This is a genomic window from Azonexus sp., from assembly GCF_047638095.1.
Classification (GTDB): domain Bacteria; phylum Pseudomonadota; class Gammaproteobacteria; order Burkholderiales; family Rhodocyclaceae; genus Azonexus.
The window spans coordinates 1-24330 of sequence record NZ_JBLJBW010000037.1; the positions used below are offsets into that span (position 1 = coordinate 1).

Below are 24330 nucleotides of genomic sequence, written 5' to 3' on the forward strand. Positions count from 1 at the left end.
AGCGGCGTCGGCTCGACGATGGGCATGCGGATCGGCTTGTAGCCATAGCCTTTCAGCCAGCTGCGGATGGCGTCCTCGAACAATTCCCAGAATGCCGCTTCTTCCGGCAGGATGTCATTCATCCCGCGCACGGCCTGCAAGTGTTGACTCATGCTGACAACTTCTTCATGCGGATAACTTCTTTTTGTAGGTACGCGCCACATAGCGCTCGATGATGTCCTTGAACTCCTGGGTGATGTTGTCACCCTTCAAGGTCACGGTTTTTTGGCCGTCTTCAAAGACCGGCATGGCCGGCGCTTCGCCGGTGCCGGGCAGGGAAATGCCGATGTTGGCGTGTTTCGATTCGCCCGGCCCGTTGACGATGCAGCCCATGACGGCGAGCGTCATGTTTTCTGCGCCGTCATAGTGCAGTTTCCATTCCGGCATGCGCTGGCGCACGAAATCCTGCACTTCGCCGGCCAGTTCCTGAAACAGCGTGCTGGTGGTGCGCCCGCAGCCGGGGCAGGCCACCACCATCGGCGTGAAGGCGCGCAGCCCCATCGTTTGCAGGATTTCCTGGGCGACGATCACTTCCTGCGTGCGCGCGCCGCCCGGCTCCGGCGTCAGCGAAATGCGGATGGTGTCGCCGATGCCTTCCTGCAACAACACGGCCAGCGCCGCCGTCGAGGCGACGATGCCCTTGGAGCCCATGCCGGCCTCGGTCAGCCCCAGATGCAGCGCGTAATCGGAGCGCTCGGCCAGTTTGCGGTAGATGGCGATCAAATCCTGCACGCTCGACACCTTGCAGGAAAGAATGATCTTTTCCCCCGCCAGACCGATTTTCTCCGCCTTGGCCGCAGACTCCAGGGCCGACACCACCATCGCGTGCCGCATCATTTCGGTGGCATCGAGCGGCTGCGCCAGGCGCGAATTTTCATCCATCAGGCGGGCCAGCAATTCCTGGTCGAGACTGCCCCAATTCACCCCGATACGCACCGGTTTGTCGTACTTGCAGGCGAGTTCAATCATCTGCGCGAACTGCTCATCCTTCTTTTTACCGAAACCGACGTTGCCGGGATTGATGCGGTATTTGGCGAGCGCCTCGGCGCAGGCCGGATGTTCGGTGAGCAGGCGATGCCCGTTATAGTGAAAATCGCCGATCAGCGGCACATCGCAGTGCATGCGATCCAGATGCTCGCGGATCAGCGGCACGGCGGCGGCAGCTTCCGGCGAGTTCACCGTGATGCGCACCAACTCGGAACCGGCACGCGCCAGTTCGGCGCACTGGATGGCGGTTTTCAGATAATCGGCGGTATCGGTATTGGTCATCGACTGAATGACCACCGGAGCATCGCCGCCCAGGCGGACGGTTCCGACATGCGTGACACGCGTCATGCGTTTGGCAGAAAAACCCACGGCTTACTCCAGCACCAAACGGGCCACGTCGCCCCGACTATGCGGTGCCAGATCGATCGCCTTGCCGCGCAAAAAAACCTGCACACCGGGCGCATAACCCACCGTCACCGCCAGCGGCCCCCGCCCTTGCACCTGCGGCTCGCCCCCCGGCGCAACGCGCTGCGAAAACAGCACTTTTTGCTCCTGGTCACGCACTTCGATCCAGGCTTCCTTGCTCACCACAAAACGCAGTGTGGCATTGGCAACAGGCGTCAGCGCGGCGGCACCGGGAACGGTGTCCAGCGTCGCCGCCGTCACCGTCGCCGCATTGCTGGCCGGCGCAGCGTCCACCGGCACCGTGCCGATGGGTAAGGTTTTTACTGGCGATTCCCCCGGGGGCACATTCGGCTGTTCCGCCTTTTGCTCCGGCACGGGCTCACCCTCATGCTCCGCTGCCCCTTCGCCCACCGGCGCGATCAATTCCTGATTGTTTGCGCCGGGCGGATATAAAGGTTCATGCGTTTTTTCCTGCGCCGTGCTCGCACTTTGTGCTGGCGTGCCGGCCAACAAATCCTGCACGCGGCTTTGCAATACGCCCCAGTCCCCGGGCAGGAGGAGATAGCCCAGCACGGCCACCAGCAACAAAAACAAGCCCAACAAGATGACCGAGCGATCGTTTTTCTTACTTGCGCCAGCCATTGGCGCAGTCGGCGCGGAGGCCGGAATGTCGAGTTTGGCGCGCGGTTTTTCCAGCTGTTGATCGAGCATCTGCATCAGGGGCTCGGCATCGAGCGCCAGCAGGCGGGCGTAGTTGCGCACGAAACCGCGCACAAAAGTCGGCCCTGGCAACTCCGACCATTGATCGGCTTCCAGTGCCTGCAACTGACGTTCGCTTAACTTGAGCGAGCGCGCCAGATCGGGCAGCGGCAAGGCACGCGCCTCGCGCGCCTGGCGCAGACTGCGCCCCACCGATTGCGGCGCGTGATCGACGATGAGCGTCGCCGCATCATCGACAAAAGCCTGATTGTCACTCATAGGCAATGACTCATTCAAAATTCCCCTTCAGGAATTGCTGGTATTCCTCGGAGGTTGGATAACGCCCGCGCAATTGCGCCGCAAAACTGCTTTCCGCCGATTTATTGCCCGCTTTGCGCTCCAGCCGCAAACCCAGCCACAAGGCGGCCGGGCTGGGGGGCTCCATCATGCGCAAGGCATCATTGAGATAAACGCGCGCTTCTTCGCTATTGCCCTGGCGAAAGAAAATATCGGCCAAGCCCAGACGTGCCGCCAGCGCCCCACTACGCGACAGGCGCACGGCCTGCAGATAATGGCGCTGCGCACCTTCTTTATCGCCGGCGCGCAACAGGCAATTTCCGGCATTGGTATGGGCACGGTCAGGGGTTTCATAAAGCGGATCGCGCAAAGCGCGCTCGAAATACGTCATGGATTCCTGAATTTTGCCCGTTTCACAGAGAAACCAGCCGTAGTTGTTATTCACTTCCGGATCATTGGGCGCACGCGACAAGGCGCGATTGAAATCCGCCTCCGCCTTGGCAAATTCCTTGAGATCGGCATACACCAAAGCACGCACGCTATAGGCAGTGGAATAGCTCGGATCGACCTCGATCGCCATGCTCAGATTTTCAATCGCCGCGGCCGGATTGCCTTCTTGAAAATACAAAGCCCCCAATTCTGTGCGCGTGCGCGCCCGGGTGCGCGGATCGGCCGGCGTCGGCTCGCTGCTACGCCCTTCGTTCATGACCGGCGAAGGGGTGCCGCTCGTCGGCACCTTGGAAAAATCATATTGCGACTGCGCAACAAGCGACTGGCTGCACAGCAAAACGGCGAAAACACTCGCCAAACACCAGGGCGACAGCTTCTTTTTCATGCACGAGACTCCATGATGGGAATGGTTTTTTCCACCCGACGCCGGGTTTTGTCCTGCACCTGCCCGGCCAGCTGGCCACAGGCGGCATCGATATCATCGCCGCGCGTTTTACGCGTGGTGGTGACGATACCGCCCTGCAGAAGGATTTCTCCAAAACGGCGTACCCGTTCCGCCGGCGAACGGCGAAAGGGCGAATCCGGAAACGGATTGAACGGAATCAGATTGAATTTGCACGGCACATCGCGCACCAAGGCCAGCAACTCGCGCGCCTGCGCATCGCTGTCATTGACCCCGGCCAGCATGGTGTATTCAAAGGTGATGAAATCGCGCGGCGCTTTCGTGAGATAGCGCTGGCAAGCGCCCATCAGGGAAGCCAGGGGATATTTCTGGTTGATCGGCACCAGCTGATCGCGCAGCGCATCATTGGGCGCATGCAGAGAAACCGCCAGGGCCACCGGGCAATCATCGCGCAAGCGATCGATCACCGGCACCAGCCCCGAGGTCGACACCGTCACCCGCCGGCGCGACAAACCGTAAGCGTTGTCATCCAGCATCAAATGCAGGGCCGTCACCGTGTTGTCGTAATTGGCCAGCGGCTCGCCCATGCCCATCAAAACAACATTCGAAATGACCCGCTCATCGCCATGCACCGCCCCCAGCGCCTTATTGGCCAGCCACAACTGACCGATGATTTCAGCCACCGTCAGGTTGCGGTTAAAACCCTGTTTACCGGTAGAACAAAAAGCGCAATCGAGCGCGCAGCCGGCCTGCGTCGAAATGCACAGGGTGCCGCGCTCGTCTTCCGGGATGAAAACAGTTTCGACGGCGTTCGCGTTACCAACGTCGATCAAAAATTTGCGCGTGCCGTCATCCGACAGCCTGTCCGAGACGACGGCTGGCGGCAATACCGCCGCCAGCGCCTTGAGCTTGTCGCGCAGGCTCTTGGCGAGGTCGGTCATGGCATCGAAATCTGCCACGCCGGAACGATGCATCCAGCGCAACACCTGTTTCGCCCGAAAAGGTTTTTCGCCCTGTTCGGCAAACCAGGCTGTCAGGCCGGCGGCATCGTAATCCAGCAGATTGACTGTCATGTATGCAGTTTCAGCGGCCAGCGTAGGTGTTCATGCCGGGGAAGAAAAAGGCCACTTCCACCGCCGCAGTTTCCGGCGCATCGGAGCCGTGCACGGCGTTGGCATCGATCGATTCCGCGAAATCGGCGCGGATGGTGCCCTTGTCGGCTTTTTTCGGATCGGTGGCACCCATCAGCTCGCGGTTCTTGGCAATGGCGTTCTCGCCTTCCAGCGCCTGGATCATCACCGGGCCGGAGGTCATGAACTCGACCAAATCCTTGAAGAAGGGGCGATCTTTATGCACCGCGTAGAACTGGCCGGCTTCCTGCGCGGAAAGCCAGGTCATGCGGGCGGCGATGACTTTCAGGCCGGCGGCTTCAAAACGAGCGTAAATCTGGCCAATAACGTTTTTCTTGACGGCATCGGGTTTGATGATGGAAAGCGTGCGTTCGATAGCCATGATTACTCCAATAGAAAGGCAGTCGGTTGAAAAGGGCGAAATTTTAGCAGATTCGCCGCTCAGCGCGCGGACGGCAGCGCGCCTTCTGTACTGTCTTCCCGCTTGGCCAAGGCGGCCAGCAGAGGATCGCGCAAACGCGCAAAATCGCGCGGTGGCACATATTGCAACAGCTCCTTGCCCTTGGCGTCCACCACGATATCCAGCCCCTTCTCGGCATACAGCAGGTGTACGCGCTCCGCCGATACCGGCAAACGCTCACCCGGCGCGCCAAAACGTTCGATCAAGGTCGCCTCGTCGAGATTGACCGTGGGAATCACGCTGATCGCCTGCACCGGCAGGCTTTCCGCCAAGACACGATCTTCTGGCGCCAGACGAATCTTGCGCGTCGTGCTTTCCATGTATTCCGCCTTCGGCGCGCGTTCGATCATCTGCGCCATCTGCTGCGGCGAAACTTCCAGGGTCAGCACCACTTTGGCCAGCACAAAACCCAGGCGCAGTTCGTGAAAATACATTTCCAAACTACCCTTCTCGCCCGGCGCAACGATAATCGCCAATTCTGGCTCGCCCCCCAAAACCGGCAGCATATCCGCCAGACGATCGCGCCCCAGCACAAGACCAAACACCCGGCTGTTCCCCGCCGCATCCGCCTCGATCTGCCACGGCAAACCCACCGTATGATCCGCCCCCTGTTGACGCCCAATATCGCTAAAAAAGAACGGCAGCAACAGCGCCAGCACGATCAAACCCAAAATCCAAACGGCACGTTTCATGATTTAACTCAAAATTTTGCAGAGCGCATTGTGGCACAGGCGGCGTTTGGCCTCTTGATACCGGCAGGAATTCAAATAAAAACAGTGCAAATAAAAACAGTGCAAATAAAAACAGCGCAAATAAAAACAGCAGGTCGGGAAGCCTCTCCCGGCCTGCTGTTTTTTCCCGATGTAAGAAAACTTCGGGAAGCCAAGGCAGCAATCAGGCTTTTTTGTGTCCCGCCAGGCGCATCCAGGTGTCGACCACCGTATCCGGGTTCAGCGAGATGCTGTTGATGCCTTGGTCCATCAGCCATTCCGCCAGATCGGGGTGGTCCGATGGCCCCTGACCGCAGATGCCGATGTATTTACCGGCTTTGTTGGCGGCGGCAATGGCCATGGCGAGCAGCATTTTTACCGCCGGATCGCGCTCGTCGAAGAGGTTGGCCACCAAGCCAGAGTCGCGGTCCAGACCAAGCGTCAGCTGAGTCAGATCATTGGAGCCGATGGAGAAGCCGTCGAAAATCTTGAGAAACTCGTCGGCGAGCAGCGCGTTCGACGGAATTTCGCACATCATGATCAGCTTCAGGTCATGCTCGCCCTGTTTCAAGCCGTGTTCAGCAAGCAATTCGACCACGGCCTGACCTTCGCTGACGGTGCGCACAAAAGGCACCATCAACTGCACGTTGGTCAAACCCATTTCCTCGCGCACCTTCTTCATGGCGCGGCATTCCATCTCGAAGCAATCTTCAAAGGTATGCGCGATGTAGCGCGAAGCGCCACGGAAACCGAGCATGGGATTTTCTTCTTCCGGCTCGTAGAGTTCGCCGCCGAGCAGCTTGCGGTATTCGTTGGATTTGAAGTCGGAGAGGCGCACGATCACCGGGTTGGGCCAGAAAGCGGCAGCGATGGTGGACACCCCTTCCACCAGCTTTTCGACGAAAAATTCCTTGGGCGAAACATAGCCACGGGCGCGGCGCTTGATTTCTTCGCGCTTGGAAGCCGGCAAACGCTCGACATCGAGAATGGCTTTCGGGTGGATGCCGATCACGTTATTGATGATGAACTCAACCCGCGCCAAACCGACACCGGCATTGGGCAGCTGGGCGAATTCAAAGGCCAGCTCGGGATTGCCGACGTTCATCATGACCTTGACCGGCACCTCCGGCATGGCCGAAATGTCGCGCGTCGTCACTTCAAAATCGAGGCGACCGCGATAGACATGCCCGGTATCGCCTTCGGTGCAACTCACCGTGACCACATCGCCTTCGGTCAGCGTTTCCGTCGCATCACCACAACCCACAATCGCCGGGATACCCAATTCACGCGCAATGATCGCCGCGTGGCAGGTGCGCCCGCCACGGTTGGTGACAATGGCCGAAGCCCGTTTCATCACCGGCTCCCAGTTCGGGTCGGTCATGTCGGCCACCAACACATCGCCCGGCTTGACCTGATCCATTTCGCGCGGATCCTTGACCACCCGCACCGGGCCAACACCAATTTTCTGGCCGATGGCACGCCCGGAAGCGAGCACCTTGGAGAAGGATTTCAGCTTGAATTTTTCCTGCTTGCCGGCGCTCGCCTGCGACTGCACGGTTTCCGGGCGAGCTTGCAAAATATAGAGCTTGCCGTCGACACCATCTTTACCCCACTCAATGTCCATCGGACGCTGGTAATGCTTTTCGATGATTTGCGCATAGCGGGCCAATTCCATGACTTCTTCGTCGTTGATCGAGAACTGCTGCCGCAAATTTTCTTCGACCTCTTCGGTAATCGTGGACTTGCCGGCCACCTTCTCCGGCGAGAAAGTCATCTTGATCATCTTGGAGCCGAGGTTGCGGCGCACGACGGCCTTTTTGCCGGCATCGAGCATCGGCTTGTGCACATAGAACTCGTCCGGATTGACCGCGCCCTGCACCACCGTTTCGCCCAGGCCATAGCTGGAGGTCACGAACACGGCATCACGAAAGCCCGATTCGGTGTCCAGCGTAAACATCACGCCGGCTGCGCCCTTGTCGGAGCGCACCATGCGCTGAATACCGGCGGAGAGGGCGACATCTGCGTGTAAAAAACCCTTATGCACACGGTAGGAAATGGCGCGATCGTTGTACAGCGAGGCGAACACCTCTTTAATCGCGTGCATGATGTTTTCCAGGCCGACGATGTTGAGGAAGGTTTCCTGCTGCCCGGCAAAAGAGGCATCGGGCAGGTCTTCGGCAGTGGCCGAGGAACGCACGGCAAAGGACATATCGGCGGTCGATTCCGCGACCAGGCGCTGGTACTGCTCGGTAATGGCAATGGTCAGATCCATCGGAAAGGGCGTATCGAGGACCCACTGGCGGATTTCGGCCCCTGTTTTGACGAGAGCATTGACATCATCCACATCGAGCGCATCGAGTGCGGCGTTGATTTTTGCATCCAGGCCGGACTGCGCCAGAAAAATACGATAGGCGTGTGCCGTAGTGGCAAAACCGCCCGGCACGCGCACGCCGGTGCCGGCCAGTTGGCTGATCATTTCGCCAAGGGAAGCATTCTTGCCGCCGACCTGTTCGACATCGGTCATGCGCAATTTTTCAAAGGGGATGACAAAGGTTTCCACGAACGTCCTTTCTATAGACAAAATATGAAAATCAACTCTCGCCGCCGGCAAACTCGGCCTCCAGGCGGCGTTGCGCGGTTTCACGGCGCGCCACCGAACGCAGGGTTTGGGCCAGGGTTTCCCGGACGAAATCAATATGGGTTTCTGCCGCACTGCGCGCCGCCTGCGGTTTGCGCTCACCAATGGCGGCATGAATCGCGGCGTGCTGGCTGGCGAGCAAACGCCCCGCCGCCGCCACGTCTTTCAACTCGCCCAGGTTGAGCGCGATGCTGTCTTGCATCAAGCGCAACAAGGCAGAAGACAGATGCGCCAGCAAGGCATTGTGCGCGGCCTCGCCAATCGCCTGATGAAAGGCAATATCGGCGGCGGCGCGACTGGCAACATCGCCAGCTTCGGCAGCGCTTTGCAACTGGGCATAGGCGTGATCCAGACGCTGTAAATCGGCATCGGTGGCGCGCTCTGCCGCCCATTCTGCCGCCTGCCCTTCGAGCATGCGGCGAAATTCCAGCATGTCTTCGCGCAAATTGGGGTAAGAGCCGACCATGGCTTGCCAAGGGTCGAGAAAACTCGCTTCCAGGGCTGCCGTGACAAAGGTGCCGCCGCCCTGGCGGCTGTTCAGCAAACCTTTGGAGGCCAGTTTTTGAATGGCCTCACGCAGACTCGGGCGCGACACCCCCAATTCCGCCGCCAATTCGCGCTCCGCCGGCAGCCGATCGCCCGGTTTCAGGGAACCTTCGAGGATGCGCTGCTCCAGCGTACTGGCGACGGCATCGGAAACACGCAGGATTTTCAGCTTCTCCACCACTGGTAAGACCAAATGTTTTGGTAAGACCAGCGCATTCTAGGGAAGGCCGGCGCGTAGGGCAAGCAATTTTTTACACCCAAGGCCAAAACACAGCGCAACAAAACAAGAATTTAATTAAATTTTTAATCAAATCACGCGCTTAATCAAAGCAAGCGCCAAGTCAAGCAGCAAAACTTTTCTTTTGCAGCGCAAGATTGACCCCCAAGACAGTTTGCTTTAGATTGACGCATTCGTAGCAAAAATGGTCTTACCATTTAACCAAGCATCTGAACAAAGGCCAAATCATCATGTCCACCTTCCCCCGCGACGTATATTTTTTTGCCACCTGCCTGATCGACCAATTCTTCCCCGATGCCGGCATGGATGCCATCAGCTTGCTCGAACAGGCCGGCATCCGCGTGCACTTTCCGGAGAATCAAACCTGCTGCGGCCAACCCGCCTACACCAGCGGTTTTCCCGAAGAGGCGCGGCAAGTTGCGGCGCAACAACTGGATTTATTCCCGGAAGACTGGCCCGTCATCGTCCCTTCCGGTTCCTGTGCCGGCATGATGCAGCACCACTACCCCAAGCTCTTTGCCGAAGACCCGCTGCGCCGGCAACAAGCCGAACGGCTCGCGCCACGCATCTACGAATTCACGCGTTTTCTGATCGATGTGCTCGATTACCAGCCGCAAGACTGCGCAGAAAAAACCCGTGTCGTGCTGCATACCTCATGCGCTGCCCGCCGCGAAATGCAGAGTCATTTGAGCAGCCGCAAGCTGCTCGAACGCCTACCCAACGTCATCGTCGCGCAACAAGAACACGAGGCCGAATGCTGCGGTTTTGGCGGCACTTTTTCCCTCAAGCAAGCCGAAATTTCCGCCGCCATGGTCGAAGACAAGGTCGCCGCACTCAAGGCCAGCGGTGCCGAACGCGTGCTCAGTGCGGACTGCGGTTGCCTGATGAATATTCTCGGCCATGCCGCCTGGCAGGACGCCCAGGCCGGACGCACCCACCCCAGCCTGCCGGGCGAACATATCGCCAGTTTTCTGTTGCACCGCGCCGGAGCAAAAACATGAACGACCGTATCGACGCCCGCCAACGCATCCTTGCCCGCCTGCGCGCCAGCGCCCCGGCCCAAGCCCCTGAACCACCTGCCGTGGCCGCCTGGTTTGCCGCGTACCGCCCGGCAAGATCCAGCGCAGAAAAAATCGCGTGTTTTCGCCGCAACATCGAACTCGCCCACGCCGAAGTCCACACGGTCACTCGCCAAAACTGGCCGGAGCGCCTGCACAGCGTCTTAAAAGCGCGCGCCATCAACCAAATTCTCCTTGCCGAAGGCACGCCGCACGGCGAAATCGCCCTGGATGAACTCCCGCCGCGCGGCATCGCATGCAGCACCTATGATCTGCCGATCGAAGCCTGGAAATCCGAACTTTTTACCGCCACCCCCGCCAGCTTGACCGGCGCCCGCGCCGCGATTGCCGAAACCGGCACGCTCATCCTCTGGCCTGATGCTCTCGAACCCCGTCTGATGTCGCTGGTGCCGCCGCTGCACATCGTTTTGCTCGATGCCGGAAAAATCTACGATACTTTTTATGAAGCCATGCACGCAGAAAACTGGCGCGCGGGTTTGCCGACCAACGCCCTGCTCATCTCCGGCCCATCAAAAACCGCCGATATCCAGCAAACCCTGGCCTACGGCGCGCACGGCCCGAAAGAATTGATTGTTTTGCTGCAGGAGGACGCCGCATGAGCGCCCGCAAAAACGAGCACAGCGTGCACTTCAAACCCGCCGAAAATTTTCGCGCGCGCGCCCAAGCCGTCGTCGACGACCCTTTCCTGCGCCAAAGCTTTCGCGGCGCAATGGATTTTTTGATGCAAAAGCGCGCCGCGCAATTTCCCGACAGCGCAGAACTGGAAAGCCTGCGCAGCCTGGGCGAAAGCATCCGCCAGTACAACCTGGCCCGTCTGCCGGAGCTGCTCGTGCAGCTCGAAGACAAGCTCACCGGCAATGGCATCCGCGTGCATTGGGCGCAAACACCGAGCGAGGCGAACGCCATCATCCTCGGCATCATCCAGGCCCACGGCGCGCACAAAATGGTCAAGGGCAAATCCATGGTCAGTGAGGAAATCGAGCTGAATCATGCGGCACAAGCCGCCGGCATCGAGGCGCTGGAATCGGACATGGGCGAGTACATCGTTCAGCTCGCCGAGGAAAAACCCTCACACATCATCATGCCGGCGATTCACAAAACGAAAGAAGAAATTGCCCGCCTCTTCGCCGACAAGGTGCCGGGCGTCCGCTACACCGACAATGTCGATGCCTTAATTCAGATCGGGCGCGAGGTGTTGCGGCAAAAATTCATGGAAGCCCAGATCGGGCTGTCCGGCGTCAATTTCGCCGTGGCCGAAAGCGGCACTCTCTGCCTCGTGGAAAACGAAGGTAACGGCCGCATGTGCACCACCGTGCCGGCCATACATATCGCCGTTACCGGCATCGAAAAGGTGGTGGAAAAACTCGAACACCTGCCGCCGCTGCTCTCGCTGCTGACCCGCTCAGCCACCGGCCAGAACATCTCCACCTACTTCAACATGATCTCCTCGCCCCGCCAGCCCGGCGAGAAGGACGGCCCCGAGGAAGTGCATCTGGTGCTGCTCGACAACGGGCGCAGCCAGGCCTATGCCGACGAGCAGCTACGCAAGACACTGCAATGCATCCGCTGCGGTGCCTGCATGAACCATTGCCCGGTTTATGCCCGCATCGGCGGCCATGCCTACGGCACCACCTATCCTGGCCCCATCGGCCAGATCCTCTCCCCTCACCTGCTCGGCCTGGAAGCCGCCGGCGGCCTGACCACGGCATCTTCTCTGTGCGGAGCCTGCGGCGAAGTCTGTCCGGTAAAAATCCCGATTCCCGAATTGTTGATGCGCCTGCGCGCAGAAAATTTCAGCGCGCCGCACCCCAATGCCGCCCTCAGCGACCAGGGCGCGGGCCATAGCATTCTGCAATCGAGTATCTGGAAAATCTGGGCCGGCCTCTATCGTTCCCCGCAGCTTTACCGCCTGGCGTCTTGGTTGATCAGCCGTTTTGCCTGGCTGACCCCCGCACACCAAGCCGGCTGGAGCAAAGTGCGCACTCCATTGCAACCCGCCAAGCAACGTCTGCGCGATCGCTTACGGGCGCGGGGCGCGGCGCAGCAATGATCCGGCGCAAGACGCTCAGCTCAGATCAACATATTTCGCCCGCGAGCCGCGTGCTTTATCGACGGGGTATTTCGCCGCGTTTTTAACTAGTTTTGCCTGTGCCGCCGCCAGCAAATCGATCTTGGCCTGTTCGGCGATGAGCAAAAGATAAAGCAGCACGTCGGCACATTCGTCGGCCAGGGCTTCGCGGCGCACGGGGTCGGCGGGCAAGGCCTCCACTTCTTCATCGCGCTGCCATTGGGTCAATTCGAGCAATTCGGCGGCTTCGAGATTGAGCGAGACGATGAGATTTTTCAGGTTGTGGAATTGCCGCCAGTCACGCGCATCGCGAAAGGCGAGTACGGCGGCGCGCAACACCGCCAAAGAATCTGCCGGCGGGAGCATCAGCCGGCCTGATTGCGCATGAAATCGGCAGTATTGAAGAAATTCGTCAAGAGTTTGCTACGCAAAGCCTCATCGATACCAACATCATCCATCGCCAGTAACATGCAGGCCACCCATTGATCACGCTCTTTCTCGCCGATGGCAAACGGCATGTGGCGCTGGCGCAGGCGTGGATGACCGTATTCTTCGACGAACAGATCCGGGCCGCCAAACCAACCGGAAAGAAATTTATAGAGCTTGTCGCGCGAGCTCTGCAAATCTTCCGGGTGCATGGCGCGCAATTCAGCAAATTGCGGCGTTTCGGCCATGCGCTGATAAAAACGCTCGGCCAGCCGGGCAGTGCCGGCGTCGCCGCCAATTTGTTCGTAGGTCGTAGGCTCACTCATAACGATCATCTCTCGTGAAATTAGCGGGAAGGCTTGCGGGCGGCGGGTTTGCTGCCCGGTTTAACAGCCGTGGCACGGGCCGTTTTGGGCGCAGTGTTGCCGCTTGAATTGACTGCCGGTTTGCCCATGTTTTTGCCCATGTTTTTGCCCATCAGTGGGCGCGGCGCAGCCTGACGTTCGGGGTAAAGCTTTTTCCCAGAAAGCGCCTTACCCGGCGCACCGACGGCTGCGCCGGCTTTGCGCTGAGCGCAGCTCAAACCGGTACCGGCGGGCTGCCAGGCGGGGACGAGCTGTTTCTTGCCATTGCCGATCAAATCGGCGCGGCCCATTTCCTTCAGGGCCTCGCGCAGCAGGGGCCAGTTTTCCGGGTCGTGATAGCGCAAAAAGGCTTTGTGCAGCCGCCGCTGCTTGGCGCCGCGCACGGCCCCGACGATTTCTCCGCCTTGACGCTGCAATTTGCGCAAAGGGTTTTTCTCGGTGTGATACATGGCCGTCGCCAGCGCCATGGGAGTCGGCACGAAGGCTTGCACCTGATCGAGGCGAAAGTTATTTTTCTTCAGCCACAGGGCGAGGTTGAGCATGTCGGTATCGGTCGTGCCGGGGTGGGCAGCGATGAAATAGGGGATGAGATATTGCTCTTTACCCGCTTCGCGCGAAAAACGGTCGAACAACTGCTTGAAACGATCGTAGGTACCCATACCCGGCTTCATCATTTTCGAGAGCACCCCCTCTTCGGTATGCTCCGGGGCAATTTTCAGATAACCGCCGACATGGTGCGTGACCAGTTCCTTGATGTATTCCGGCGAGCGAACCGCTAAGTCGTAGCGCAGACCGGAGCCGATCTGAATCTTTTTCACCCCTTTGAGGGCGCGCGCCTTGCGGTAGAGCGAAATGAGCGGGCCGTGGTCGGTGCCCATGTTTTCGCAAATATCGGGGTAAACGCAGGACAAACGGCGGCAGGCGGCCTCGATTTTTTCATCCTTGCATTTCAGGTGATACATGTTGGCGGTCGGCCCTCCCAAATCGGAGACCACGCCGGTAAAGCCGGGGGTTTTGTCGCGCATTTCCTCGATTTCGCGCAATACGGAATCTTCCGAGCGGCTTTGCACGATGCGCCCTTCGTGTTCGGTAATCGAACAAAAGGTGCAACCGCCAAAGCAGCCGCGCATGATATTGACCGAAAAACGGATCATCTCCCAGGCAGGAATCTTCGCCTCGCCATAGACCGGGTGCGGGCGACGGGCGTAGGGCAGCTCGTAAATACCGTCGAGTTCGGCGGTGGTGAGCGGCAAAGGCGGCGGATTCAGCCAGACGTCCCGCTCGCCGTGCGCCTGCACCAGGGCGCGGGCGTTCCCCGGATTGGATTCGAGGTGAAAGGTGCGCGAGGCGTGCGCGTACAACACGGGATCTTCTTTCACCTGCTCGTAAGACGGCAAGCGGATCACCGTTTGCGCCCGCTGGCTACGCCAGGCCTGCATCCGCTCGCTGCGACTGACGATGCGAATCGGTTTATCGACACCGGCAGAGGCGTTTTCCGGCGCGCAAGCCGCCGTATTCTGCGAGGTTTCTGCATAGGGATTGAGCGCCGGCGCGACCGGCCCCGGAGTGTCGATTTCGCTGGAATCGATGGCGGCCCATCCGGCGTGCGGCAACCAGCCCGGCGCGACCATGAAGGCCGTACCGCGCAAATCGCGAATCTCGCCAATTTTTTCCCCTTGCGCCAAACGATGCGCCAATTCCACCAGCGCCCGCTCGGCGTTGCCAAAGATGAGCAGGTCGGCCTTGGAGTCCGGCAGCACCGAGCGGCGCACCTTGTCCGACCAGTAGTCGTAATGGGCGATGCGGCGCAGGCTCGCTTCGATCGAGCCGATCACCACCGGCACGCCGGCAAAGGCCTCACGACAGCGCTGGGCATAGACCGTCAAGGCGCGGTCCGGGCGTTTGTCGGGCTCGGCATGCGGCGTATAGGCATCGTCCGAACGCGGTTTACGGTCGGCGGTATAGCGGTTGATCATCGAATCCATATTGCCGGCTGTGACGCCGTAAAACAGATTCGGCTTGCCCAGGCGGCGAAAATCGCCCGCCGAATGCCAGTCTGGCTGGCTGATGATGCCCACCCGAAAGCCCTGCGCTTCCAAGGTACGCCCGATCAGCGCCATGCCGAAACTGGGATGATCGATATAGGCATCGCCGGTAATCAGGATGATGTCGCAGGAATCCCAGCCGAGCTGCTCCATCTCGGCGCGCGACATGGGCAGAAAAGGCGCGCGACCAAAGCGCTGCGCCCAGAATTTACGGCGGGAAAAAAGCGGCGGCGCGCTCGCAAATGCTGAGGCGCTGCTGAGATTCGGCGCGCTGGCCGGGGTGGTATTTTTTTGCATGCAATATTTTACATAAGGGGCCAGACGGGCGTGGCATACTCCCCGCCTTGGCTGTTTAATCAAAAACCATTTTCAATACACGTCCGCTTACGATGAAACTTCCTGTTTCCGAACAAAAAGGTGCCCGCGTCGCCCAGGTTACGGGGCGTATAGACCACGCACTGACCGAAGAGTTCACCCAGGCCTTAAAACCCTTGCTCGACAGCTGTACTGCCGGCCAGAGCGCGCTGGTGCTCGATTTTTCCGGCGTCGTCTATATCAGTTCGGCCGGTTTGCGCGTACTCATGTTGGCGGCACGTCAGGCTAAGGCGCAGCGCGGCCATTTCGCCCTCGCCGCCCTCACGCCCCTGGTGCAGGAAGTCTTTACCATCAGCCGTTTCAACCTGATCGTCCCCTGCTACGCCACGGTAGAAGCCGCCTGCGAGGTACTCGGCACATGAAACAAGTGATTTTCTGGGGCACCCGGGGGTCCTTGCCCGCGGCCATCAGCCACCACGAGGTACGCGCCAAGATCAGCAGCGCACTGCTTGCCGCCAACGGGCGCAATTTTCGCAAACAAACCGAGCTCGATGCCTTCATCGACACCCTGCCTTTTGCCGTGCGCGGCACCTTTGGCGGCAATTCTTCCTGTGTCGAAATCGTCACCGGCGGCCCGGAGCATTTCATCTGTGACGTCGGCACCGGTGCCCGCGTGCTGGGCCAGGCCAAAATCGCCCGCTACGGCATCCCCAATCCGCAGACCTATCATCTTTTCATTTCCCATCTGCACTGGGATCATTTAATGGGCATTCCTTTTTTTACGCCCATCTACGTTCCGGGCAACCGTATCATCATCCACGGCTGCCACAGCGGGCTGGAAGAAGCTTTCCGCCGCCAAATGCGCGCCCCCAATTTCCCGGTGGACTACACCCAGGCCGGTGCCGAAATCGAATTCGACCTGATGATCCCTGGCGAAACACAATATATCAGCGGCATCAACGTGACGCCAAAATTGCAGAAACATCCCGGTGATTCTTACGGTTACCGCTTTGAAAGTGTCGATAAAACCGTGGTCTACAGCACCGATTCGGAACATCGCCTGGACGATAAAAGCGACCTGCAAGGCTTTGCCGAGTTCTTCAAAAATGCCGATCTGGTCATCTTCGATGCCATGTATTCGCTCGCCGAAGCCGCCTCGGTGAAGGCTGAATGGGGGCATTCGAGCAATGTCGTCGGCGTCGAATTGTGTCAGGCCGCCGCCGCCCGGCGACTTGCCCTCTTCCACCATGAACCCGCCAACGACGATAACCAGTTGAGCCGCCTCCTGGAAGAAACTCGCCGGCTGGAAAAACTCACCCGCGGCGAGCGCCAGGCGCTGGAAATCATTTCCGCCTACGACGGCCTCACCGTCACTTTGTAGACCATGCGCGCATCTTGGTGGCGTTGGCTGCCGGCAGCCCTGCTCCTTGCGGCGGCCTTGCTCCTGCACCAGCTCGCCAACACCCCGCTGAACGCCCTGCAAGCAGCGCTGTTTGACCGTTACCAACGTTTTTCACCCCGTCCGCAGCACCCCGACCAGCCGGTGCTCATCGTCGGTATCGACAGCCAAAGTCTCGCCCAATACGGCCAATGGCCCTGGCCGCGCGATCTGTTGGCGCAACTCGTGCAAAAAATTCAGGCCGGAGCCCCTCTCGCCATCGGGTTGGACATGCTGTTTGCCGAACGCGACCAAAACGCGCCGGAGCTTTTGCAGCGTCGTCTGGCCGCCAACGATGCCGCGCTATCGGCAAATTTTGTTAGTGCGCTCGCGGCCCTGCCCGACCCGGATCAAAAGCTTGCCGCCAGTTTCACGGGAGCGCCGACGATTCTGGCCAGCGTCGGCCTCAGCCGCCCCTTGCCGGGAGCCCACCCCCCCATCCACCCACTGCCGCAGCTGACCCTGAGCCCGGAGCAGCAACAGAGCCTGCCGCATTTTCCCAGTGCGCTCTCCAGCCTGGCGCAATTGCAGAGCAAAGCCAGCGGCGAAGGTTTCATCAATGCCGGCCCGGGCGAGGCCGAGGATTTCGACCAGCGCAGCATTTTGCGCCGCGTTCCCAGCCTGGCCTTCATCGCCGACCAACCCTATCTTTCGCTGCCGCTTGAAATGGTGCGCCAAGCGCTGGGCGGCGGAGCCGTCGCACTGGAATCGGGGGGCGAAGGCGTGCGGGCCATTCGCCTGGGGGATTACCGCCTGCCCACCCAGGCCAACGGCGAAATCCTGCTGCATTTCAGCCCCCCCAGCGCCGATCACCATCTTTCTGCCGCTGACGTGCTCTCCGGCGTTTATCCGCCCGAAACCTTCCACCAGCGCCTGATCCTCATCGCCTTCAACAGCGTCGGCCTGCAAGACCGCATCATCACACCGCTGGGCGACAGCCTGCCGGGCAGCGACGTACACGCCCAGGTGATCGAAAGCCTGCTCAGCAACCACGCCCTGCAACGCCCCGCCTGGCTGCCCTGGCTGGAAATGGCGCTGCTTTTACTGCTGGGCGGCGGGCTTTCATCTGCCTTGCCGCGCCTGAAACCGCGCTATGCCGTGGCCAGCTTTGCCGCCACCGGCGTGCTTCTGCTCACGGCCGGTTATGCCGCCTTTAGCGCCGGCGGCTGGCTGTTCGACGGTGCCAGCCTGTTTTTGTTGATGTCGCCCGCCGTCATCGTGCAGCTGGGCAATGTACTCATCCGCGCCGACCGCGCCCGGCGTGAAAACGCCCGGCAATTACAAAAAAGCCGCGAAGACGCCGCCCGCCTGAACGGTGAACTCGATGCGGCGCGCCACATCCAGATGGGCCTGTTACCCGACCCGGCCACACGTTTTCCCGGCGAACGGCGCTTTACACTGGCCGCCCTGCTCGAACCGGCGCGCGCGGTGGGCGGCGACTACTATGATTTTTTCATGCTCGATGCCCAGCATCTGTGCCTCGCCGTCGCCGATGTTTCCGGCAAGGGCGTACCGGCCAGCCTGTTCATGAGCATGGCAAAAACCCTGGGGGCCACCTTGCTGCGCCGGCACAAGGATCTCGCCGCCGGGGTGCATGATCTGGAAATTGAACTGAGCCGGGAAAATCCCGCCTATCTTTTCGTGACTGCCTTCATCGGCGTGCTCGATCTGACCCAGGGGCGTTTCGAATACGTCTGCGCCGGCCACGACGCACCTTTGCTGCGCCGCGCCGGCCCCACTGGCCCCACGGTCAGCCCGCTGCCCATCGCCGCAATCAGCGGCCCGCCGTTGTGCGCCCTGGGCGATTTCGCCTATGCCAGCGCCACGCTTCAACTGCAAGCGGGCGACCTGCTCTGCTTCTACACCGACGGCGTCAGCGAAGCCGGCAGTGGCACACACAGCGAGATGTATGGCAATCAACGCCTGACCGAGAGTTTTGCCGATTTACCCGCGCTGCCGCTGCAAGAGCGCTGCGCGCTCATGCACGAGCGCGTTCGCGCCTACGAAGCCGGCGCTGCACCGGCAGACGATTTAACCTTGGTACTACTGGAATGGCACGGGACGAACACTTGAGAAAGCCCTGAACAAATTCGTTCACCCTGAGGGGCTCGGCAGCGATTTGTTCAGAACAGCTTTGACGCGGATTCGGCGGGGGGACGCTGATGAACGCTGATGAACGCTGATGAACGCTGATCAAAAGCAACCGATCACGGGTTTATCCGCGCAATCCGATTTGCTCCGCGAAAATCCGCGTTTAATCCGCGTTTAATCCGCGTTCAATCCGCAATCAATCCGCGTTTAACCCCTATCCTTCTTCAATCCTGTTTTCAGCGCAACACCTAACGGATATTGATTTCCACCCGGCGGTTACGCGGTTCAGCCACGTCATCGGCGGTCGGCACCAGCAATTCGCGCTCGCCGCGCCCGGAAGCGCGCAGGGTGTCGGCCGGAAAACCCGCATCGATCAGCAGGGTACGCACGGCATCGGCCCGCTGACGCGACAAGGCATCGTTACTCTCCTTGTTGCCAACGGTATCGGTGTGACCGATCACTTGTAATTCTGCCGCCGGGCGCTCGCTCAGAAGTTTGCGGATTTTTTCCAGTTCGACCTGTGATTCCGGTGCCAACTGATCTGCACCGCTCACAAAATACAGCACGAAACTCAAGGGGCGCGCCGGCATGGCCGACAAAGTCGCGCCATAGCGTTCATTGACTTCTGCCGCGCTGGCCTGATAGGGGCGTGCCACCCCCAGGCGGCGCACCGTGGCGGCATAGGGGGTGGCCAGTTCCTGTTCGCCGTTGGCATCACGCACGACGACGGCATTTTTTTCACCCTCCGGAACGGGCAGCAGGACCACCCGCTCGCTGGCGCAACCGAACAAAAGCAAGGCACTCAAACAGGGCAGGAATTTATTCATCGCGCCCACCGATCACTTCAACCACGAATTCCGTGCCACGCACCCCCAAAACTGCCGTCGGCGTACGAAAATCCACCGACTCCGGCGCTCGCTTGGCGATTTTTCCGGTCGCCACCGACAAGGTCCCCTTACGCACGCCCACCGACATCTTGCCGTCATGGGTGGTGTCGTCAAAACTGAATTTTTCCAGCGCCACCAAGGAATTGGGGCCAGCAGAGAGCAGGGTATTGTCGCGCAAGGTCACGCCCAAGGCCCCATCTGCGCCGGTACGCAAACGATCTTTTTCAAACAGTTGCGCCCCGACCGTTGCTGGCAGTTTTTCGGTACCGCGTTCGATCATTGCCGTGCCACGGCTCGTTTTGACCATGCCCACCGCCTCGCTCGAAACCGTGCTGGAGGGGCTATTTTGTGCGCCGTTTTCTGCGGCATGGGCAGGCAGCCCCAAGGCCAGCAGCAAAAAGCAGGAACATAGGCTATGCCGCACTGTTTTCATGGTCGAACTCCTTATTTTGGCCAATGAGCGCCGTGTCAATTTTCGCATTCTAACAGCCCTGCCGGCCTCAAGCCCGCAGCGCATCCACCGCTGGTGTATCGAGCAAGCGCCGCACACTCAGCCAACCCGCAGCGGCCACACCCAATGCCGCCAGCGCTGCGCTGAAAAACAGCGTCAGCCAGGAGGTATCGGCCGCCGTGGCAAAAACTTGATAGGCCAACAACTGCCCAAGCAGCGCCGCACCGAGCGCCGCCAAACCCCCGGCGAGCGCCCCCAGGCTGGCCAGCTCGATCAACACGGCACGGCGTAATTGCGCACGCTGCGCCCCCAAGGCGCGCAAAACGGCAATTTCCTGACGGCGCGCATCGACTACCGCAAGCAAAGCGGCGTAGAGCACGACGACACCGGCCGCCAAGGTAAACAAAAACACCAGTTGCACGACACCGACGATTTGCCCCAAAACGGCCTGTATCTGAGCCAGCAGGCTCGCAATATCGATCACCGTCAAATTGGGAAACTGCGCCACCAGCGCCGCCAGCGGATCATGACCATCTCGTGTCGGCAGATGAAAGCTGGTGATGAAACTGGCCGGCGCATCTTCGAGCACGCCGGAGGGGGCCAACACGAAAAAATTGACCCGCATGGAATCCCAATCGAGTTTGCGCAGATTCGTTACCGTCAGGGTTTTTTGCAGCCCGGCCACGCTAAATTCAAGACGATCGCCGAGCGCAATCCCCAAGCTCTTCGCCAAACCCTCTTCGACTGAAGCAAAAGCCCCTGGCCCGGCAAACCACGCGCCGGCGCTGAGCCGGTTACCGGCCGGTAAACTGTCACGCCAGGACAAATTGAATTCGCGCTCGACCAAACGCTGGGCGCGCTCGTCGGCGGGGAAATCAGCGGCGCTCACGGCTTTTCCATTTTTGGCCGTCAGCCGGGCGCGCACCATGGGCGAAAGTTCCGCCTCTATCCCCAGGCTGCGCAAGGCCGCCGCCACCGCTGCCCGCTGCGGCGGCTGGATATTGATGATGAAACGGTTCGGCGCATCCGCCGGCAAACGCTGCTGCCAGGTATCGATCAACTCCAGGCGCGTCACGCCCAGCAAAAGCAAGGCCATCATGCCGCTCCCCAAGGCCACGACGTTAAAGACATTGGCCAGACGATGGCGCGCCAAAGACAAAGCACCGTAACGCAAGGAAAAGCCAAACCCTTGCGCCAGCTTGCCCTGGCGCAGCAGACGCAAAAGCAGCGACAAAAGCCCCCCGGCACTGGCTGCAAAACACAGTGCCACGGCAAGAAAACCCGCCACCGCCATAGCGCCCAAACGCAATTCGCCCGCCGTCAATAGCACCAGCGCCACCAGCAAGCAGCCGCCCACGGCATAGGCCAAAATCGCCTGCCCGGCGGGTGGACCGAATTCACGGCGTAAAACGCGCACGGTCGGCACCTGCGCCAGCTGCAAAATCGGCGGTAAAACAAAACCAAAAAGCAAAACGAAGGCCACCAGAGCGCCCTGCCCCAGCGCATGCCCTCCCGGCGGGGGCAAGGGAATGGCAAAAAGGCTGGCCAAGCCGCTCACCAAGGCCAGATGCACGATAAAACCCAGCAAAATCCCGCAAATCGCAGCCCCCAGCGCAAGCAGAAAAAATGCCGCCAGGTGCAGGCGCAGCACTTGTTTTTGCGTCATGCCAAAACAGCGCAGCAAGGCGCAGGTGTCCAGATGGCGCGCGAGATAACGCCGCGCGGCGAGCGCCACGGCAATGGCCGCGAGCAAAACCGTTAGCAAACTCGCCAACCCAAGAAACCGCCCGGCCTGATCGAGCGCTTTGCGCACTTCGGGCTGCGCATCCTGCACCCCTTCCAGGCGCTGCCCACGCCCCAGGCGCGGCGCGGCCCAGGCGCGCCAATTCTCCAGCGCCGCGGCCTCACCGGCCAACTGCAAACGATAGGTGACGCGCGCCCCAAAGGCCGTCAAGCCGCTCTCCGGCACCGCCTCCAGTGCAATCATCACGCGCGGCGAGAGGGAAAAAAAGTTAAATGCCCGGTCGCTTTCGCGCAGCAAGACGCGCGCTACCGGCAGCTGCAAACGCCCTACCCCGAGCATCGCCCCACTGTGCAAAGCCAACTGCTGAAACAGGCGCGCATCGACCCAGGCTTCTCCTGCCGCCGGCCCCTGCGTCGCGCCCTGCATTTCTGCCTCCGGGTTTTGCGCCACCTGCAAACTGCCGCGCAAAGGGTAGGCCTCGTCTACCGCCTTGATTTCCACCAGCTGCGTCCGCCCATTGGCAAAGACCATGCTGGGAAAAAGCTGGATCTGCGCCGTACGCAAGCCACGTTTTTGCGCTTCGGCGGCGAATTCGGGGGCCAGCGGCTGATCCGCCGTCAAAATCAAATCTGCCCCCAACAACTGCGCCGCCTCGCCTTGCAAGGCCCGCTGCAAACGGTCGCTGAGAAAACCCACCGCCGTCACCGCCGCAACGGCGAGCAACAAGGCCGCAAAAATCAAGCGCAATTCGCCAGCGCGCCATTCGCGTCCCAGCATGCGCCAAGCCAAGCGCCAATTCATTGCAACTCCCGAATCCGCGTCACCGCCTCATCCACCCGGCGCACGGCGATGACTTCCAGGCCGGGGATCGCCTGACGCGGCTTGTTGGCTTCCGGAATCAGGGCGCGGGTGAAGCCCAATTTGGCCGCTTCGCGCAGACGCTCCTGACCGCGCGGCGCAGGGCGAATCTCCCCGGCCAGCCCGACCTCGCCGAAAACGATCAGCTTCTCCGGCAAGGGCTTGTTTTTCAGGGAAGAAGTAATCGCCATCAGCACCGCCAGATCGCCCGCCGGCTCGCCAATTTTCACCCCGCCCACGGCATTGACGAAAACATCCTGATCAAAGCAGACGATGCCCGCATGCCGATGCAGCACGGCGAGCAACATCGCCAGGCGCTGCGCATCCAGCCCGACGGTCAAACGGCGCGGGTTGCCGTGCGCCGTATCGACCAGCGCCTGAATCTCCACCAGCAAGGGGCGCGTGCCTTCCTGCGTGACCAGCACGCAGGAACCGGCCACCTCCTGCCCATGCTGCGACAGGAACATGGCGGAAGGGTTGCTCACCCCTTTCAGCCCGGTTTCGGTCATGGCGAACACACCCAGTTCATTGACCGCGCCGAAACGGTTTTTCACCGCCCGCACCAGGCGGAAACTGGAATGGGTGTCGCCTTCGAAATACAGCACCGTATCGACCACGTGCTCCAGCACGCGCGGCCCGGCCAGCGCGCCTTCCTTGGTCACATGGCCGACCAGAATCACCGTGATGCCCGTCTGCTTGGCCAGCCGCGTCAGCTGCGCCGCGCATTCGCGCACCTGGGCCACCGAACCCGGCGCGCTGGAAAGCTGATCCGACCACAGGGTTTGGATCGAATCGATCACCGCCACCTGCGGCCTTTCTGCCTGCAAGGTAGCGAGGATGCGCTCCAGGTTGATTTCCGCCATCAAGGGCAGATTCGCCACCTCAAGATTCAAACGCCGCGCCCGCAAGGCCACCTGCTGCCCGGATTCCTCCCCCGTCACATACAGTACGCGCTGCGTCTGCGCCAGATGCGCCAGCGCCTGCAACAAGAGCGTGCTCTTGCCGATGCCGGGGTCGCCGCCAATCAACACCACGCCGCCCGCCACCAGGCCGCCGCCCAAGGCCCGGTCGAATTCACCGATGCCGGTGGCGATGCGATCCGCCTCGCGCGCTTCGATCTCAGCCAAATTCTGCAAGCGCGCCGCCGGGGCCAGCGCCTCGAAACGATGCTTCCCCGGCGTTTCCGCCACGCTCTCCACCAGCGTGTTCCAGGCAGTGCAGCCGGGACACTGGCCTTGCCATTTAGGATTGGTGGCACCGCATTCGGTGCAGGAATAGAGGGTTTTGGGTTTGGCCATGGGTTCTGTTTTTACTTTTCAGGTGGTGTCGATTGTATTACCGCTGTTTTTTGTGTGGTGGTGGGGTTTTGTTTTTGGAGTTTTGCTTTTCGGGCTGGGTTCCTTGTGCGACCGCCGGGTTCCGCGCTGCGGCGCGGGCGTACTTTCTTTTGCTTGCCCAAAAGAAAGTAGCCAAAGAAAAAGGCCCCCCGTGGTCGACGCCCCGCTGCGCGGGGTGCCTTGCGCTACTCGGCAGGCCGGGCGGCTGGCTAAACTCGCCGCTG

At 60.5% G+C, this 24330-nt stretch carries 22 protein-coding genes and 1 pseudogene; 6 read left to right on the top strand and 17 right to left on the bottom strand.

Going from position 1 to position 24330, the window contains the following annotated elements; translation table 11 throughout:
- From ACM62Q_RS10010 to ACM62Q_RS10055, 10 genes and pseudogenes are all read right to left on the bottom strand, one after another.
- Window positions 1-152, bottom strand: a pseudogene (locus ACM62Q_RS10010) (histidine--tRNA ligase); the annotation flags it as partial.
- Window positions 153-165: 13 nt separating this feature from the next.
- Complete coding sequence (gene ispG / locus ACM62Q_RS10015; RefSeq protein ID WP_415036155.1) at window positions 166-1374, bottom strand: flavodoxin-dependent (E)-4-hydroxy-3-methylbut-2-enyl-diphosphate synthase; 1209 nt, start codon at window positions 1372-1374, stop codon at window positions 166-168.
- A gap of 24 nt (window positions 1375-1398) precedes the next feature.
- Window positions 1399-2409, bottom strand: a complete 1011-nt coding sequence (locus tag ACM62Q_RS10020; protein ID WP_415036115.1) for a RodZ domain-containing protein — start codon at window positions 2407-2409, stop codon at window positions 1399-1401.
- Between the two features lie 10 nt (window positions 2410-2419).
- The gene (pilW, locus tag ACM62Q_RS10025) at window positions 2420-3262 is read right to left on the bottom strand and encodes a type IV pilus biogenesis/stability protein PilW (RefSeq protein ID WP_415036117.1); all 843 of its coding nucleotides are present in this window, start codon (window positions 3260-3262) and stop codon (window positions 2420-2422) included.
- Window positions 3259-4353 carry a 23S rRNA (adenine(2503)-C(2))-methyltransferase RlmN gene (gene rlmN / locus ACM62Q_RS10030; RefSeq protein ID WP_415036119.1) on the bottom strand — a complete coding sequence of 365 codons (1095 nt, stop codon included), beginning with the start codon at window positions 4351-4353 and terminating at the stop codon, window positions 3259-3261. The genes pilW and rlmN overlap by 4 nt, the downstream gene beginning before the upstream one ends.
- Window positions 4354-4363: 10 nt before the next feature.
- Entirely contained in the window at window positions 4364-4792 is a 429-nt protein-coding gene (gene ndk, locus ACM62Q_RS10035; RefSeq protein WP_415036121.1) for a nucleoside-diphosphate kinase, read from the bottom strand.
- A gap of 59 nt (window positions 4793-4851) precedes the next feature.
- Window positions 4852-5562 carry a hypothetical protein gene (locus tag ACM62Q_RS10040; RefSeq protein WP_415036123.1) on the bottom strand — a complete coding sequence of 237 codons (711 nt, stop codon included), beginning with the start codon at window positions 5560-5562 and terminating at the stop codon, window positions 4852-4854.
- On the bottom strand, window positions 5498-5764 hold the full coding sequence (locus ACM62Q_RS10045) for a hypothetical protein (RefSeq protein ID WP_415036125.1): 267 nt from the start codon (window positions 5762-5764) through the stop codon (window positions 5498-5500). Before ACM62Q_RS10045 ends, ACM62Q_RS10040 begins: the two co-directional genes overlap by 65 nt.
- Window positions 5765-8140: a phosphoenolpyruvate synthase gene (gene ppsA, locus ACM62Q_RS10050; RefSeq protein ID WP_415036127.1), complete on the bottom strand. Its 2376-nt coding sequence runs from the start codon at window positions 8138-8140 to the stop codon at window positions 5765-5767. It lies immediately after the preceding gene.
- 31 nt (window positions 8141-8171) lie between these two features.
- Window positions 8172-8942: a GntR family transcriptional regulator gene (locus tag ACM62Q_RS10055; RefSeq protein WP_415036129.1), complete on the bottom strand. Its 771-nt coding sequence runs from the start codon at window positions 8940-8942 to the stop codon at window positions 8172-8174.
- Window positions 8943-9232: 290 nt separating this feature from the next.
- Here ACM62Q_RS10055 and ACM62Q_RS10060 point away from each other — a divergent pair, with 290 nt between their 5' ends.
- The 3 genes from ACM62Q_RS10060 to ACM62Q_RS10070 are packed head-to-tail and all read left to right on the top strand — an operon-like array spanning window position 9233 to window position 12131.
- Entirely contained in the window at window positions 9233-10003 is a 771-nt protein-coding gene (locus ACM62Q_RS10060) for a (Fe-S)-binding protein (protein ID WP_415036131.1), read from the top strand.
- Window positions 10000-10680: a LutC/YkgG family protein gene (locus tag ACM62Q_RS10065; RefSeq protein WP_415036133.1), complete on the top strand. Its 681-nt coding sequence runs from the start codon at window positions 10000-10002 to the stop codon at window positions 10678-10680. Before ACM62Q_RS10060 ends, ACM62Q_RS10065 begins: the two co-directional genes overlap by 4 nt.
- Entirely contained in the window at window positions 10677-12131 is a 1455-nt protein-coding gene (locus tag ACM62Q_RS10070) for a LutB/LldF family L-lactate oxidation iron-sulfur protein (protein WP_415036135.1), read from the top strand. Before ACM62Q_RS10065 ends, ACM62Q_RS10070 begins: the two co-directional genes overlap by 4 nt.
- A gap of 15 nt (window positions 12132-12146) precedes the next feature.
- On the opposite strand, the gene ACM62Q_RS10075 is transcribed toward ACM62Q_RS10070, so the two are convergent.
- Genes ACM62Q_RS10075 through ACM62Q_RS10085 form a run of 3 tightly spaced genes read right to left on the bottom strand, consistent with a single transcriptional unit; the run spans window position 12147 to window position 15153 of the window.
- Window positions 12147-12515, bottom strand: coding sequence for a nucleotide pyrophosphohydrolase (locus tag ACM62Q_RS10075; RefSeq protein ID WP_415036137.1), 369 nt, complete (start codon window positions 12513-12515; stop codon window positions 12147-12149).
- Window positions 12515-12901 (bottom strand): group II truncated hemoglobin, encoded by a 387-nt coding sequence (locus tag ACM62Q_RS10080; RefSeq protein WP_415036139.1) that lies wholly within the window; start codon window positions 12899-12901, stop codon window positions 12515-12517. The genes ACM62Q_RS10075 and ACM62Q_RS10080 overlap by 1 nt, the downstream gene beginning before the upstream one ends.
- Before the next feature lie 20 nt (window positions 12902-12921).
- Entirely contained in the window at window positions 12922-15153 is a 2232-nt protein-coding gene (locus ACM62Q_RS10085) for a YgiQ family radical SAM protein (protein WP_415036157.1), read from the bottom strand.
- A gap of 221 nt (window positions 15154-15374) precedes the next feature.
- On the opposite strand from ACM62Q_RS10085, the gene ACM62Q_RS10090 reads away from it, so the two are divergent.
- Genes ACM62Q_RS10090 through ACM62Q_RS10100 form a run of 3 tightly spaced genes read left to right on the top strand, consistent with a single transcriptional unit; the run spans window position 15375 to window position 18811 of the window.
- Complete coding sequence (locus ACM62Q_RS10090; protein WP_415036141.1) at window positions 15375-15722, top strand: STAS domain-containing protein; 348 nt, start codon at window positions 15375-15377, stop codon at window positions 15720-15722.
- Window positions 15719-16681, top strand: a complete 963-nt coding sequence (locus tag ACM62Q_RS10095; RefSeq protein WP_415036143.1) for an MBL fold metallo-hydrolase — start codon at window positions 15719-15721, stop codon at window positions 16679-16681. Before ACM62Q_RS10090 ends, ACM62Q_RS10095 begins: the two co-directional genes overlap by 4 nt.
- A 3-nt stretch (window positions 16682-16684) precedes the next feature.
- Window positions 16685-18811: a CHASE2 domain-containing protein gene (locus ACM62Q_RS10100; RefSeq protein WP_415036145.1), complete on the top strand. Its 2127-nt coding sequence runs from the start codon at window positions 16685-16687 to the stop codon at window positions 18809-18811.
- A 266-nt stretch (window positions 18812-19077) separates the two neighbouring features.
- Here ACM62Q_RS10100 and ACM62Q_RS10105 read toward each other — a convergent pair whose 3' ends face one another.
- From ACM62Q_RS10105 to radA, 4 genes are all read right to left on the bottom strand, one after another.
- Window positions 19078-19656: an OmpA family protein gene (locus ACM62Q_RS10105; protein ID WP_415036147.1), complete on the bottom strand. Its 579-nt coding sequence runs from the start codon at window positions 19654-19656 to the stop codon at window positions 19078-19080.
- Complete coding sequence (locus ACM62Q_RS10110; RefSeq protein ID WP_415036149.1) at window positions 19649-20149, bottom strand: FecR domain-containing protein; 501 nt, start codon at window positions 20147-20149, stop codon at window positions 19649-19651. Before ACM62Q_RS10110 ends, ACM62Q_RS10105 begins: the two co-directional genes overlap by 8 nt.
- Before the next feature lie 67 nt (window positions 20150-20216).
- Window positions 20217-22712: an ABC transporter permease gene (locus ACM62Q_RS10115; RefSeq protein WP_415036151.1), complete on the bottom strand. Its 2496-nt coding sequence runs from the start codon at window positions 22710-22712 to the stop codon at window positions 20217-20219.
- A complete protein-coding gene (radA, locus tag ACM62Q_RS10120; RefSeq protein ID WP_415036153.1) occupies window positions 22709-24067 on the bottom strand; it encodes a DNA repair protein RadA in 1359 nt (452 codons plus the stop codon). Before radA ends, ACM62Q_RS10115 begins: the two co-directional genes overlap by 4 nt.
- Between the last annotated feature and the right edge of the window lie 263 nt (window positions 24068-24330).

Coding starts and splice junctions, on each gene's coding strand:
- ispG (WP_415036155.1), bottom strand. CDS start 1,374: ATGACGCGTGTCACGCATGTCGGAACCGTCCGCCTGGGCGGCGATGCT.
- ACM62Q_RS10020 (WP_415036115.1), bottom strand. CDS start 2,409: ATGAGTGACAATCAGGCTTTTGTCGATGATGCGGCGACGCTCATCGTC.
- pilW (WP_415036117.1), bottom strand. CDS start 3,262: ATGAAAAAGAAGCTGTCGCCCTGGTGTTTGGCGAGTGTTTTCGCCGTT.
- rlmN (WP_415036119.1), bottom strand. CDS start 4,353: ATGACAGTCAATCTGCTGGATTACGATGCCGCCGGCCTGACAGCCTGG.
- ndk (WP_415036121.1), bottom strand. CDS start 4,792: ATGGCTATCGAACGCACGCTTTCCATCATCAAACCCGATGCCGTCAAG.
- ACM62Q_RS10040 (WP_415036123.1), bottom strand. CDS start 5,562: ATGAAACGTGCCGTTTGGATTTTGGGTTTGATCGTGCTGGCGCTGTTG.
- ACM62Q_RS10060 (WP_415036131.1), top strand. CDS start 9,233: ATGTCCACCTTCCCCCGCGACGTATATTTTTTTGCCACCTGCCTGATC.
- ACM62Q_RS10065 (WP_415036133.1), top strand. CDS start 10,000: ATGAACGACCGTATCGACGCCCGCCAACGCATCCTTGCCCGCCTGCGC.
- ACM62Q_RS10070 (WP_415036135.1), top strand. CDS start 10,677: ATGAGCGCCCGCAAAAACGAGCACAGCGTGCACTTCAAACCCGCCGAA.
- ACM62Q_RS10075 (WP_415036137.1), bottom strand. CDS start 12,515: ATGCTCCCGCCGGCAGATTCTTTGGCGGTGTTGCGCGCCGCCGTACTC.
- ACM62Q_RS10080 (WP_415036139.1), bottom strand. CDS start 12,901: ATGAGTGAGCCTACGACCTACGAACAAATTGGCGGCGACGCCGGCACT.
- ACM62Q_RS10085 (WP_415036157.1), bottom strand. CDS start 15,153: ATGTCGCGCGCCGAGATGGAGCAGCTCGGCTGGGATTCCTGCGACATC.
- ACM62Q_RS10090 (WP_415036141.1), top strand. CDS start 15,375: ATGAAACTTCCTGTTTCCGAACAAAAAGGTGCCCGCGTCGCCCAGGTT.
- ACM62Q_RS10095 (WP_415036143.1), top strand. CDS start 15,719: ATGAAACAAGTGATTTTCTGGGGCACCCGGGGGTCCTTGCCCGCGGCC.
- ACM62Q_RS10100 (WP_415036145.1), top strand. CDS start 16,685: ATGCGCGCATCTTGGTGGCGTTGGCTGCCGGCAGCCCTGCTCCTTGCG.
- ACM62Q_RS10105 (WP_415036147.1), bottom strand. CDS start 19,656: ATGAATAAATTCCTGCCCTGTTTGAGTGCCTTGCTTTTGTTCGGTTGC.
- ACM62Q_RS10110 (WP_415036149.1), bottom strand. CDS start 20,149: ATGAAAACAGTGCGGCATAGCCTATGTTCCTGCTTTTTGCTGCTGGCC.
- ACM62Q_RS10115 (WP_415036151.1), bottom strand. CDS start 22,712: ATGAATTGGCGCTTGGCTTGGCGCATGCTGGGACGCGAATGGCGCGCT.
- radA (WP_415036153.1), bottom strand. CDS start 24,067: ATGGCCAAACCCAAAACCCTCTATTCCTGCACCGAATGCGGTGCCACC.